The sequence below is a fragment of the Acidobacteriota bacterium genome (assembly GCA_033549365.1).
Classification (GTDB): Bacteria; Acidobacteriota; Aminicenantia; order Aminicenantales; family Saccharicenantaceae; genus JAWSUF01.
The window spans coordinates 1-13,182 of the sequence record JAWSUF010000001.1; the positions used below are offsets into that span (position 1 = coordinate 1).

Annotated in this window: 9 protein-coding genes and 1 tRNA gene; 4 read left to right on the forward strand and 6 right to left on the reverse strand. The window is 54.4% G+C overall.

Translation table 11 applies throughout. From position 1 onward, the window contains the following. Positions 1-1,730 precede the first annotated feature (1,730 nt). From SCM96_00005 to SCM96_00030, 6 genes are all read right to left on the reverse strand, one after another. Positions 1,731-3,089, reverse strand: coding sequence for an AAA family ATPase (locus SCM96_00005; GenBank protein ID MDW7759005.1), 1,359 nt, complete (start codon positions 3,087-3,089; stop codon positions 1,731-1,733). An 8-nt stretch (positions 3,090-3,097) separates the two neighbouring features. Beyond that, on the reverse strand, positions 3,098-3,313 hold the full coding sequence (locus SCM96_00010; GenBank protein MDW7759006.1) for a helix-turn-helix domain-containing protein: 216 nt from the start codon (positions 3,311-3,313) through the stop codon (positions 3,098-3,100). A gap of 377 nt (positions 3,314-3,690) precedes the next feature. Beyond that, complete coding sequence (locus tag SCM96_00015) at positions 3,691-4,770, reverse strand: hypothetical protein (GenBank protein ID MDW7759007.1); 1,080 nt, start codon at positions 4,768-4,770, stop codon at positions 3,691-3,693. Between the two features lie 263 nt (positions 4,771-5,033). After that, positions 5,034-5,110 (reverse strand) — tRNA-Arg (locus tag SCM96_00020). Between the two features lie 57 nt (positions 5,111-5,167). Beyond that, a complete protein-coding gene (locus tag SCM96_00025; GenBank protein ID MDW7759008.1) occupies positions 5,168-6,484 on the reverse strand; it encodes a ribonuclease H-like domain-containing protein in 1,317 nt (438 codons plus the stop codon). A gap of 34 nt (positions 6,485-6,518) precedes the next feature. Further along, on the reverse strand, positions 6,519-6,938 hold the full coding sequence (locus SCM96_00030) for a secondary thiamine-phosphate synthase enzyme YjbQ (protein MDW7759009.1): 420 nt from the start codon (positions 6,936-6,938) through the stop codon (positions 6,519-6,521). A gap of 94 nt (positions 6,939-7,032) precedes the next feature. On the opposite strand from SCM96_00030, the gene SCM96_00035 reads away from it, so the two are divergent. The 4 genes from SCM96_00035 to SCM96_00050 are packed head-to-tail and all read left to right on the forward strand — an operon-like array spanning position 7,033 to position 13,178. Further along, positions 7,033-8,526, forward strand: coding sequence for a rhamnulokinase family protein (locus SCM96_00035; protein ID MDW7759010.1), 1,494 nt, complete (start codon positions 7,033-7,035; stop codon positions 8,524-8,526). Positions 8,527-8,577: 51 nt separating this feature from the next. Beyond that, the gene (locus SCM96_00040; protein MDW7759011.1) at positions 8,578-9,846 is read left to right on the forward strand and encodes an L-rhamnose isomerase; all 1,269 of its coding nucleotides are present in this window, start codon (positions 8,578-8,580) and stop codon (positions 9,844-9,846) included. A 51-nt stretch (positions 9,847-9,897) separates the two neighbouring features. Beyond that, on the forward strand, positions 9,898-11,706 hold the full coding sequence (locus SCM96_00045; GenBank protein MDW7759012.1) for a HEAT repeat domain-containing protein: 1,809 nt from the start codon (positions 9,898-9,900) through the stop codon (positions 11,704-11,706). Beyond that, on the forward strand, positions 11,703-13,178 hold the full coding sequence (locus tag SCM96_00050) for an HD domain-containing protein (GenBank protein MDW7759013.1): 1,476 nt from the start codon (positions 11,703-11,705) through the stop codon (positions 13,176-13,178). Before SCM96_00045 ends, SCM96_00050 begins: the two co-directional genes overlap by 4 nt. The last annotated feature ends 4 nt before the right edge of the window (positions 13,179-13,182 follow it).

Genomic DNA, 13,182 nt, shown 5'->3' on the forward strand with positions numbered 1-13,182 from the left:
CCACAATATATTGTTGTTAGTATCAATATGCCACAACTTAGAGTTAGGTGCTACGCTGGCGTCTGCGTATGTTCCTGATTTTGCTTAAGTTATAGGAGGCTCATAGAATAATGGCGAAAGTCGGGTTTGAGGCCGTTGAAAAGGGCGAGGCCTTCATTCCGGCAGCTGTGAAAGCGCAGGCCGGCCGGGCGATCGAAAAAGCAGAAAGAGGGATCGAATGAGCGGCGGTATTTCTCTTTCAATCCGCATTAATGAAGCGCCGACCCCTTCGGTCATTTATCCGAGAATGACCAAAGCGGAGGATGTCGCGGCCGTACTCAAGCCGATTGTCCGGGCCGGGAGGGAATTATTCCTTATCGTTCATTTGAACAGCAAGAACGATATCCTTGACATTGAAGCCCACACAATCGGCGACTCAAGCAGCGCCAGCGTGTTTCTCCGGGAGGTTTTCCGGTCCCTGCTGCATCGGGGAGCAGATCGGTTTATCTGTGTTCACAATCACCCGAGCGGAGATCCCGGACCAAGTCCGGCCGACTCCGAGATTACAAGGACGGTCTACGATGGCGCCCAAGTCCTGGGCCTTGATTTCCTCGATCATATCATCCTGGGGAAAAATGGCTATTACAGTTTCGCGGAACAAGGCCTGATGCCGACGACATGGCGGACCAGGTCTAATCAAGTCAGACAGTGAAAGGATACGATTCTATTTCTCTTGCGGATCTTTCACGGATTCCGCTTGTCATAATCCCCCACTATTGCAATAATAATTCCTACTCAGAGAGCAACCGCGGGATATCGCCCAAGGCAAAGCGAGGATGAAAGCAGTCATCGGAGATCGGGATAAGAAGGCAAGAAGCTAATGAGCACCCGTCACGCTATTGATCCAGAAAGGCGAAGGGCCGCGATTAAGGAAAGCCGGGGCTTAAGAGTCGCCCTGGACGTCATCATGGCATGCGAAGAAATCGAAATGAATACAGCGCTTGCGATTTGCGATGAAATAATCGCCCGGTATGTTGAAAACGATCTCCCGGGCATGGCTTAAACTCTTGTCGCCAATCACTTTTTATCATTGCTAAGGATTCCGCTCAATCCATCAAGTCGCTTTCCTGAATTACTGCTTCTGCCGGCCAACATAAGCTTCCTAATGCCCATTGTGCCACCCTCGTCCGTTTTGCCGTCCTGGGCGCTCCCAGCGCTGCTCTCGTGCATCAGGGCCCGGAATGAGGGGCAGCGGATCACTATCGCCCAGGGTGGCTGTTTACAGCGCTCCGTACACCGCGCACATATTGGTTTACTCATTTTCCTTTGACCTTCTGGAACACATTACATTGTGTCTGAACAATGACCGCTTTCTGCCAGAAGTAAAGTTGGATATTTTAGTGGACATTTCGCCACTGGCCGGAACGGTTTTCCCCATATAGAGCATCTGACTCCCAATCAAAAGGCCGGGGCAGGAATTGGACAGCATCTCGGGCCCCTGTGGGTCGAAATCTGTGAGTACTTTTCCGGCCCTGAGCTGTTCTAAACGTCTAGAATAGGTCGACCCCTTCAGCACCCCTAAAAAGGTGCCTTTTCGGCTATCCTGTTCTAAGCCCCTAGAACAGGTCCACCTGGGGAAAACCTTGACCTGTTTTTGCTATTCTTGAGTTGTTCTATCTGTTCTAGAACAACGGTGATGTAACCTGTTCTGTTCTCTCTCTCTATAAGAGAGAACAGGTACAGGATCACGGTCAACTGATCGGCTCATAAAATCGTGCTCCCTTAAATCCTTTGTGTGATCGCCACCACTTCCCTTCGCCGCGATTGAGAAGCGTGATGAATGATCCGCGCATCTTCGGCCCGATGCCGGTGGCCTTGGCCCATTCTATGATCTCGCTCTGATTCTTGCCGGCGCCATCCCCGGCAATAAATTTGGCGATGGCGTCGATGGCTGAAACGTTGGGATCTTCCGCGATGGTGAAGCCGCCCGCGTCGGGGTCGAGTGTCAGGAACATGCGGAAAGGCTCGTACCGCGTCTTCTTGCCGGTGCCTAGGCTCAGGAGCGCGTGCGGGTCAAAGCAGCCATCCTCAATCTCCTCGAGGGTGCACTTCTTGACTTTGTAGAAGCTGAGAACGTGATCGGCCAGGTCACTCCAGGCCGTGCTGCCCTTGGAGGCTCGCTCGTTTAGTTTGGTGGTGTGGTGAAGCAGGAGTACGTCGTTATCAAGCTCCCGGATCTCCTTGAGGCGCCCCATAAACAGGCTCACATCTTGAGAGCTGTTCTCGTCGCCGTCGTGCGCTGCCCGTGTTGTGTCGAAGATGAGAAGGCTTTCCGCTGGGAGCTTCTTGTAGAGCTCCCAATCTCGCGAGTCGAGCTTAGGCGGCCGTGGGTTGAAACTGAGATGCCAGAATAGCACATCCCGGATGTTGAGCTTCTTAACGCGCTCAATGAGTTGCGGCCAGGGATTCTCGAAGTCGACATAGATAACCCGGCGCTGCATGGTGGTGAGGCCGAGAAACGGAACACCCCCGGAGACGGCCTTGGCAAGACACAAAGCAAGCCATGTTTTCCCCAGGCCGCCGGGACCATGGAGCAGCGTCAGTGCCCTTCGTGGAATCAACTTCTCGGCCGTCCATTCAACCTTTGTTTCGATTGACTGAAGGGTGGATCCTGGAATGAGAACATCGGAAGGATCTAGCACGTGGCCGTGTTGGATGGCGTCGTATTTATCAAGATCCGGCAAGATCTCATTAATATCAAGCACCCCACTCTTTGCCTGATCATTGATCTCCATGAAGATCCTGAGCGTGATTTGGTGTTTCCGCATGTCAAACACGCGCCGGCAGAAATCTCCGGCATCGAGCTTGATCTGTCCACTGTAAAGACTCGAAACGAATGAGGAATCTCCATCCTTCCCCCCTAGCCTTCGGGCGAGTAGAAGCGGGTCGATTTCCTTGGGTCGACCTTCTTCCCACAGCTCGCTGATCGCCTGGAAGGTTGAGCGGAGGCGGCCAGCCGGAAAATCGGAATCCGTGAGATCGCAGCTTTCAATGAGTGTCGGTTGAATCACCAGGGCGCCAAGTACAGCAAGCTCGAGGTCGGTATTCATCGGATGACCTATTTCCCCTCGAGACGCTGTCCATACTCCCTTGGCCCGATGCTCTCGCGCTCAAGAAGTGCATCGAGCGCCCGCTTGTCGATCCGTAGGCCTATGCCGGCAACCTTAGCGTGGGGTAGCTTCCGTTGATGGCAAGACCTGTATATGCTCTTCTTGTTGAGGTTGAGATATGAGGCCGCCTCCGATGCCGTGAGCCATCTTCTTTCAATGCCCATGATCACCTCCTTAATTTTCCCTTTCGTTCATAGGTCGTCCTGCATACTTGGGATAAGCCAATACTCTTCTACCTCCAGCGCGTGCGCCAAGCGCTCAGATTGCTCTTTTGAAGGCCGCTGATATCCACACTCAATGCGGCTGATTGAACTGTAATGGATGCCAGCCTCAGGCCGTAACCGACATTGAGTTTTACTCGCAAATAATCTTGCTTCCCGCAACCGATTTTTCTTTCTCATTTTTACCTCAGGACATTATTAATTTTTCTGATGCTCTGAAGACAGGATAGGATAGAAAAGAATTGTCTGTAATGATGAAAGTAAAGCTGAGATGTGTTTTCCCTAGGGAAAACCAAGGAGGCGTTTAATTTCCCCCTTTTTTAGGTGGGTTTCAAGGGTTGCCGACGGGCACCGAGAGCTTTGATTTTTCTGTCAATGTTCCGAATGGATTTTTTAATCAGATCTTTGAATGGCGAATGATCGCCAGCTAAATATGCTTCTCGATCAGCTTCAAAAAATTCGGGGGGATTATTCGGCTTTCTTGAAAGCTCGTCAATCATTTCTGGAAAGAGTTCTTCCCATATCTTGGCGATCTTCCCCGGACTCAATCCAGCGGCCTTGAGATCATACCAGCACAAATCTCGAGCAAAGGTCTTGAATTTCTCAGGCTGCTTTTCGTAGATGTTCTTCTGCATTTCTTCGACTTCATCCCAAACCTTGGCGATGTCGTTCTTCCTAGTCCATGGTCCGATGCAGATATAGATCGGGAAAGCAGGGTCACGGAGTAATCGAAAGCCGATTCGATCCTGAATCAATTTCACCGGAGGATCAAGATGTTTTTTAAAATTATCTAGTTTCCCATTCCATGACGGTTGTAAGTGCCATTTTCGGCAGAACTCAGTCCATTTTTTTTCATATCTTTTGTATACAAAGATGTGCATCTGCAATAAAATTTCTTCAGCCTCGCAATCTACATCATCGGGAACAAGAACAGTATTAAGGTCGGGCTCCGAAAAAAAATATGAATCCCTTTCAATCATACAGACATCACACTCATTCTTTTTACATCGCCCATCATAATTGCGCCGGATATTACATCTCATCTGTCTATTATCATTATAATCATCAATAATGTTGAAAGGCGGATAAGCTTTCTTTAAGCGAGAAAATATGGCAGATTCTTTTTCTGCAACCTTGAGGCTAGGCTTGTAAATACTCATATCACGCTGTGGATCTAAAAATTTAATTTCAGGAAGCTCGATGATTTCTTCTTCATTACACACGCTGAAAAATCCATCCCCCAACCTATTCTTGATTCCCTCAAGCTCTTCGAGAAAATCGTTTTTGCGCTTCAGTAATTCAGCCTGCTGCTCTGATGGGCTATATGGATCTGTGCGCGCCTTGTATTCTTCGATCCGTTGGATGGCTGCGTCGGGCGGCGGCGCTTTCTTGGTCCTCATATCTACCTCCCTGGTGTAGATGCCCTGAAAGAAAGATCCGGGCCAGGCGGTAGGGATTCCGCTTTTCGGGAGCTACCCTAGACCCGGGTTTATCTATCGATGACAACGTAAGCCGGAGATGCTAGCCTGTCAAGCTCACTTTCCAACTGTCCACTAAAATGTCCACTATTAGGTTGAATTATGCGGAAATCTAGGGATTCCGGTTGAAAGTGGGAATAGACAGAGACCAGCCCTAAGTCGCTGATTTTCTTGGGGAATATGGGTGGCGCGCCCGGCACGACTTGAACGTGCGACCTTCTGATTCGTAGTCAGGCGCTCTATCCAACTGAGCTACGGGCGCGCCCGGCGGAAAAGCCCGCCGAATTCAGGCTTAATATAGCTTATCCCCGAACAATTTTCAACGGCCCGGTTTTCCGGCTTTTTTCATCTTGCCGCGGATGCGGGCGACCCGCCGCTCAAAGTCCCTGCGCCAGGCTTCGGAGCCCTTCTCGATGGCCAGGGCCCACCCCTCCTCCGCGATGCGGAGAGCGTCTTCGTAATTCTTTTCCCGGTGCTCGAAATGCATGGACAGCTCCCGGAATCCGGAGATATCATCGGCCGCAACCGCTTCCTGCCAGAGCGGCAGGGCCTTGTCCCAAGACCGCATTTTCTTGAAATGATTCGAGAGATATTTCCGGGCCAGAAGCGAGACATCCGGAGACAGCCGTCCGGCCAGAGCTTTTTCCAAAAGTTGGGCCGAACGTCCTTTTTCGCCCGCCCTGCCGAGCATCCGGGCCACGCCGAAAACATCCATGGCGTCGGCGTCCTCCGCGCCGTCCTCCCCCGCCCGAGACACCAGAACCGCCCCGGCGACAAGAAGGCCCAGAAGCGAGAGAATGTCCTCCTCGTTGTGATAAATGATGGGCTCAATCAGGGAAGAGTCGCCCGTTCTCAAATACTGAAAATATCGCCCGGGGATTTCCGCCGAGGGGATGTCTTCATCCCGGCCGGCCTGAACGATCTCTCGGGCCAGGTGACAGAGGCGGCAGTTTTCATACTTATGTTTCCAGAGCTGGCGGGCCGAAATGAGAAAGTCGAGATGAGGCAGCCCGTTGAGACGGCAGGACGTTCTCTGAAGCGCGAAACGGGTTTCCAGGATCGGAAGATCGAAGGCCTTGCCGTTATAACTCACGACGGAACGGAAGCCCATGTCGCCGAAGAATTCGCCGAGTTCCCTGATCATCCGGCCTTCCTCGCCAATGTCTCCAAGGAAATATTGACGGACCTTGAACCCCCCGTCACGAAAATATCCCAGCCCGACAAGAAAGGGAACCGTGCCCGTTCCTCCGGAAAGGCCGGTCGTTTCCAGGTCGATCATGACGGATGTCGAAAGATCCAACCCGCCGAATTCCGGATCTCGGCTGAGGAAACTCAGAATCTCACCGGGGACCTGGAGGCTCAAAGCCAGGGGGATTTTTCCGTAGCTGGTTTCCAGACGATAGGGATTCTCGATGACCCGAAGAGGCTCGCGTCCGGCCGCCAAAGGCGCCGACTCGCGGGGCCGGACGGCTTTTCCTCCGTCTTTTCGGGTCAGGGTGACAAGCCGTTCGAGCTTTTCCTTGACGGACAGATCTTCATCCCGCCCGATTTTTTTCCAGGTTTCCTCAATGACCTGGGACCGATTGCGTCCCGAACGCCGGTTCCGGAGCCAATTCAGTTTGTCTTCGGCCTTCATGTCTCCTGCTCCGTTTCCGCCTTTCGTCTCCCGCTTATTCCCCCATGAATTGCAGGGCCACGGTCCGCGTGCGGGACCGGTTGTCGAAATCGACACAGACGATCTGCTGCCACGTTCCAAGACGGAGCCGCCCGCCGGTGAAAGGCACGGTCAACGACGGTCCCACCAGAGAAGCCCGGACATGGGAAAACCCGTTGCCGTCCCCCCATCTTTTGTCGTGTTCGTATGAGGCGCCGGCCGGAGCGAGCCGTTCCATCAGCCGGGCGAAATCAGACTCCAGACCCGGCTCATACTCGATGGTGGTCACGGCCGCGGTCGATCCCGTGGCGAAAACAACGACGATGCCGTCTTTCAATCCGGACCGCTCGAGGCTCTCCTGCACAAGACCGGTGATATCCTTCATATCGCCGTTTCCGCGAGTGGCGAAGCTCAATGTGTCGGCTTTTATGGTCATGCTCGCATCTCCCCGGCCATCATAAGTCAAAACCCCGGTTTTTTCAAAGACCGGGTTGCCGACGGGCGGACTTTGCCCGATAATGGTCTTCCGAATGAGCAGTTCCGGATATCTGGCTTTCGACCTCGGCGCCGGCAGCGGCCGGGCCGTCTACGGCCGCCTGGACCGGGAGCGCCTCAAAATCCGGGAGATCCACCGGTTTCTCAACACGCCCCTTGAAAAACAGGGGCATATCCACTGGGATGTTTTCCGGACCTTCGACGAAATGAAACGAGCCATGCGTGTCTGTGCTGAGGACGACTCCCTTCCCGTGTCAAGCCTGGGCATTGACACATGGGGGGTGGATTTCGGTCTGTTGGCCGAAGACGGAAGCCTCCTCGGCCTTCCTTTCTGTTACCGGGATAAAAGGACGGAAGGCGCCATGGAGGACTATTTCCGGCTGGTTCCCAGGGACATCCTCTATGAAAAAACAGGCATCCAGTTCCTGCCCTTCAACAGCCTCTTCCAGATCTACGCCATGGTCCGCTCCCGGTCTCCCCTCCTGGGAAAGGCCTCCGACCTGTTGTTCATGCCCGATCTTTTCAACTACCTTTTTACGGGAAAAAAGGCGACCGAGCCCACCATCGCCTCGACCTCCCAGATGCTCGATCCCCGGACAAAAATGTGGATTCCCGGACTTTTCCAGGCCATGGGATATTCACGGAAAATCCTGCCTGAAATCATCCCGTCCGGAACCGATCTCGGTCCGCTCTCCCGGGATATTGCCGCGGAAACGGGGTTGCGGAATGCATCCGTCATCGCAACCGCCGGCCATGACACGGCGGCCGCCGTCGCCGCCGTCCCGGCAGAGGGAGACGGTTGGGCCTACATCAGCTCGGGAACATGGTCGCTCGTCGGCATCGAACTTCCCGAACCGGTCGTTTCTTCTCAAGCTCTTTCAGAAAATTTCACGAATGAAGCGGGCCTCGGAGGAAAAATCCGGTTCCTGAAAAATGTGACAGGGCTATGGTTGCTCCAGAAGTGCCGGGAAAGCTGGGGCGGAGAGAACGCCCTTTCCTATGAAGAACTGGATCGCCTGGCCGAAGCATCGATTCCCTTTCCTTTTTTTGTGGATCCGGACAGCCCTGAGTTCATGAATCCTCCGGACATGCCCCAGGCCATCGCCGCCTTCTGCCGCCGCACGGAACAACGCGTTCCAGAAGGCATCGGTCCGACCGTTCGCGGCATCCTGGAAAGCCTGGCCTTCAAATCAAGGTTCGTTCTCGAGCAGATAACCCGGGTCACCGGTCGTCCGATCGAAAGAATTCACATGATCGGCGGGGGCGCGAAAAACAGTCTTCTCGGCCGATTCACGGCTTCGGCCGCCGGAATTCCCGTTGTTTCCGGTCCCGTCGAGGCCGCGGCGATCGGGAATCTTCTCTGCCAAGCCATGGCCTTGGGACATATCGACGGTCTTGAAACGCTTCGTTCCATCGTCCGGAACTCCTTCGCCTGCAATCTCCATGAACCCGTTGAGAAATCCTCCTGGAGCATCGCCTACGCCGATTTTCTGGAGATTACGGCGATGTCGCCGAAACGGCCGGCTTGACAGAAGAGCGTGTTTCTGAGATAAGATAGCTTGCTTTGTAGGGGTTGAAAAATGACAAGTGATAAAGACGACCGCGCTTATCTTGTTTCCAAGGACCGTTACGCGGAATTCGGCGTCGATACGGAAAAGGCGCTTAAAATCCTCGATACGGTCGCCCTCTCCATCCACTGCTGGCAGGGAGACGACGTCCGGGGATTCGAACAGGATCCGTCCGGGCCGGCAAATTCGGGATTGCATGTCTCAGGCGGGTTCCCCGGCAAACCCCGAACCATCGATGAACTCCGCCGGGATCTCCAAGCCGCCTACGCCCTGATTCCGGGACATCATCGGTTGAATCTTCACGCCATCTATGCCGATACCAACGGCCGTTCCATCGAACGCAACGCGATCGAACCGTCCCATTTTCGAAGCTGGGTGGAATGGGCCAAACACGAAAACCTGAAAATCGATTTCAACGCCACCTGTTTCGCCCATCCTCTCGCCGAATCGGGGTTCACCCTGAGCCATCCCGACAAGACCGTCCGAAAATTCTGGATCGAGCACGTCAAGTGTTCCCGGAAAATCGCCGCCTCCATCGGCCGGGAACTTCAGTCCCCCTGCATTCACAATCTCTGGATACCCGACGGCTGCCGCGACATCCCGGCCGATCGCTGGAAATCCCGCGTCCTCCTGAAAAACGCCCTGGACGACATTTTCTCCGTGGAACATAGTTTGTCCCAGATCAAAGACGCTCTGGAAAGCAAGCTGTTCGGCATCGGCAGCGAATCGTTCGTCGTCGGTTCCCACGAATTTTATCTCGGTTACGCCTTGACGGCGGGAAAAATGATCTGCCTCGATCTCGGGCATTTTCATCCGACCGAATCCGTCGCCGATAAAATCTCCGCTATCCTTCAATACACACATGAATTGCTGATCCATGTCAGCCGGGGCATCCGCTGGGACAGCGATCATGTCGTCATCTTCGACGACGCGGTTCGATCGCTGGCCGAAGAGATCGTCGGCGGCCCGGGACTGGACAGAGTCCATCTGGCCTTGGATTATTTCGACGGAACCATGAACCGTATCGGGGCCTGGGTCCTGGGAGCCCGCGCGGTGCTGAAAGCCGTCTTGTCCGCGCTCCTTCTCCCCCGGGACCGGATCCTGGAAGCGGAACAAGCGGGCGATAATTTTCTCCGGCTGGCCCTTCGGGAGGAATCGAAGAGCCTGCCTTTCGCGGCGGTCTGGGACCGTCATTGCCGGAAGCACGGCGTTCCTCCCGGCGATCGTTGGATTCCAGACATCGCGGCCTACGAAAAACGCATTCTCGCCGATCGGGCATGACCATGGAGACCGGAGTTGACTCCGGCCGTGATTTCCATTAATTCTATTCGTATGACTGAAGCGTCACAACCCGATCCCGTCGTCCAGGAACCGGTTTCCCCCCGCCAATTTGAAAAAGTCAGGGAGGTCGTTCTCTGCCTGTCCAACGCGGTGTCTTCCCTGAAGGTCTTCCCGATGGATCACCAGACGGTCAAACAGTTCATCCAGGATCTGACCCGTAAAATGACCGCTTATCTCAAAGACCACCATCAACTTGACATCGCCGTCAAGGAATTTTCCTTTGTCTTTGCGGGAAAATCCGTTTACCGGGACACCACCGTCATCAAGAGCCTGCCGTTTTTCTTTTTCAAAGACGGCCTTCAGACGCTTTTTTTTTATGAGGGTCTCGATCGCGAGGAAATCCAGAGCTTCATCGAAATGATCCGTGAAGAATTTATCAAGCCGCCCGAGGATGCGGACGTCGTCGCGGCCATGTGGGAAAGGGATTTCGTCAACATTCAGTTCTATGCACCCGACGATTTTCTGGAAGCGAAAATCCTCGAGAAACAGGCCCGGCCTCTCGAAGGACCGTCGGCCAAGGAACTCCTCGAACCCAAGATCGACACGGCCCGAATGACGGAGGGGCGGATCGAAATGACGGACGAGGACAGAAGACGGGCGGAATACCACCCCGACGGTCGTGAGGAATTCACCGAACTTCCGGACCTGGATGTGCGCACGGGCGCGGAAACCGATGCCGACGAAGTCGACTCGATTCCCGATTCGGACGCCGATTGGGATGATGAGGAGCAGCATGCCGTCGAACAGCTCCTCCGAGAAAACCGGACGGAAAGCCAAGACGAGGAATTCATCGAACTCATGATGGAACTTCTCCATATGCAGACGGATCCCCAGGAGTTTCAATCCGCCCTCGACTCCCTGGTCCGATTCAACCTCGAACAGATTCAGAAACGCAATTTTCAGGCCGCGATTCTTCTCATCCGAAAAATCCGGAGTCTTTTCGACAATCTGGCCGACCGGGCTCCCGAAAAAACGGCCCGACTGAATGATTTTTTAAGAAAGATCACCTCGGAAAAAACCGTGGCGGCCATGAAGGATCTGGTCGACCGCCGAGTCCTCGACTCCTCCCTGGATGCCTTCATCAACTACATGATCATTCTCGGAGCTGACGCCCTCCCTCTGGCCGCGGATTTCTATGAATCGATCGCCTCCGAGGAGGTCCGCTGGCGGCTGGAAAACTATTTCATGACATCGGCTTCACGAGACCTGGGAACCCTGGTCGCCCTGGCCAATGACCGCCGGCCGGAATATTCCCGGGAGGTGATTCGTCTCCTGGGACGCCAGCCCGACAAACGGGCCATTCCCCAATTTGCGCTTTTCCTCGGTTTTCAAAACAGCGAAATCAAACGTGACGCCGTCAAAGCGCTGGGAGAGATCGACGACGAACTGGCGGAAAAGATTCTGGCGGGTTTTCTCAATGATGCCGACGAAGGCGTCCGAGTTCTGGCCGCCTGGAAAATGGCCTCTCTTTCCGATCCGATCCGCCTGGAAAAAATTCTCGGTCTTGTGAAATCCAAGCCTTTCCGCCTTGTGAGTCCGGAAGAAAAAACGGCCGTCCTGGCTCTGCTCGGCCGGACCGGAACCCGGGAATGCCTGGAAACCCTTCGGAAGCTTGTCAGGAAAAGAAGGTTTTTTCGCTCCCCCCGACAGATGGAAATCCGTTTGACCGCCATCGAAGCCTTGGGAAACTCGCCGGCGCCGGAGGCCGTCGAAATCCTGGAGACATTCGCCGAATCCGGGCATCGGAAAATCCGGGAGGCCTGCCGTCGCGCTCTGGATGCTCGAGAGGAGCGGTCATGACCCGGGACGAACATGCCGCCAACGCCATGAAAGGTTCGGCACGCCCGTCCGGGGATTCCCAAAAATACAACCGGAAGGGCATTGAGATTCTCTTTCATTTCCATTCCCTGATCAAAACCGCCAGGCTCTATCATCACAACAATATCGTCTTTCGCGAGCAGCTCTGGGACCTGTTCAAGGCCATCTCCTCCGTTCTGCAAACAGGCGAAAACGCCGTTTTCCGCCTGCGCCGGAACATGCTGTTCTTCAACGGCCACCGGATCCGTTTCGTGCTGTCCGGCTATCCGATTTTCAAGTTCGCCGTGGACCTCTTCCGCAGCCGGGAAATCGGTGTTCTGGGTTTTCAAAGAGGCCTGACGGTCGGTGAACTTGAAATCCTGGGCACCGTCCTGGCCGAACAAGGGAAAAAAGACCGCATTCCCTATGAGGACACCCTGCGCAAAATCGTTGAGGCCGGCCTGGAACACACTCTGCTCGAGAGGCTTTCACCGGACGATTCCGAGGGCCACTCCGAAAAAGCCGCCGTCCGAGTCTTTTTCCTGAGCCTTATCCACCTCAAGGAAGCGTTCTCCGGCAGGGAACGAGACGAGCCTTTCAGCGTCAACACCACGCGAAGGCTGATTCAGGCCATCTGCAACAATGTGGCCAACACCGAAGCCTTCATCCTCGGACTCACCAACATCAAGAATCACGACGAATACACCCTGAACCACTCGGTGAATGTCTGCATGCTGTCCATCGCCCTGGGCCGGCGGCTCGGTCTGTCCAAGCCGGAAATCGTCGATCTCGGGATCTCCGCGTTTTTTCACGACATCGGCAAGATGGCCACGCCGATCGAGATTCTCAACAAGCCGGCCCGCCTGGACGACAGGGAAAGAGAGATCATGGAACGCCATTCCTTCCAGGGTGTGGAAAAGCTCATGCATCTGCAGCGATTTCAAAATCTGCCGCTCAAAGCCTTTCATGTCGCCCTGGAACACCATATCCGGGAGGACCGCGGAGGCTATCCCCGATACTTCCAGAAAAACAACGTGAATCTGTTCAGCAAGATCGTCAAGGTCGTGGATTATTTCGACGCCATCACCACCAAGAGGGTTTACCGGAGCAAGGTGTTCACCCGCGCGGAAGCCTTGAGCAACATGGCCGAGCTCTCCGGCGCGGAGTTTCATCCTCTCATCCTGAAGACCTTTATCACCATGATGGGCACTTATCCCGTGGGATCCCTCGTTTCTCTGGATACGGGGGAAATCGGGATCGTCTTCGACCTCAACATGGAAAAGCCGTATATCCTTCGTCCCCGGGTGAAAATCATCGCCGATTCCGACGGCAACAAAATCGACGGGCCGATTGCCGACCTGTCCGAAAAAGATCCCGGGACCGGCCGATACCTGCGAACCATTCTCATGGACCTCGATCCCGACAAATACGGGATTCGGGTTCCGGACTATTTCCTGGCCCTCGCCCAAAATTGAAAAG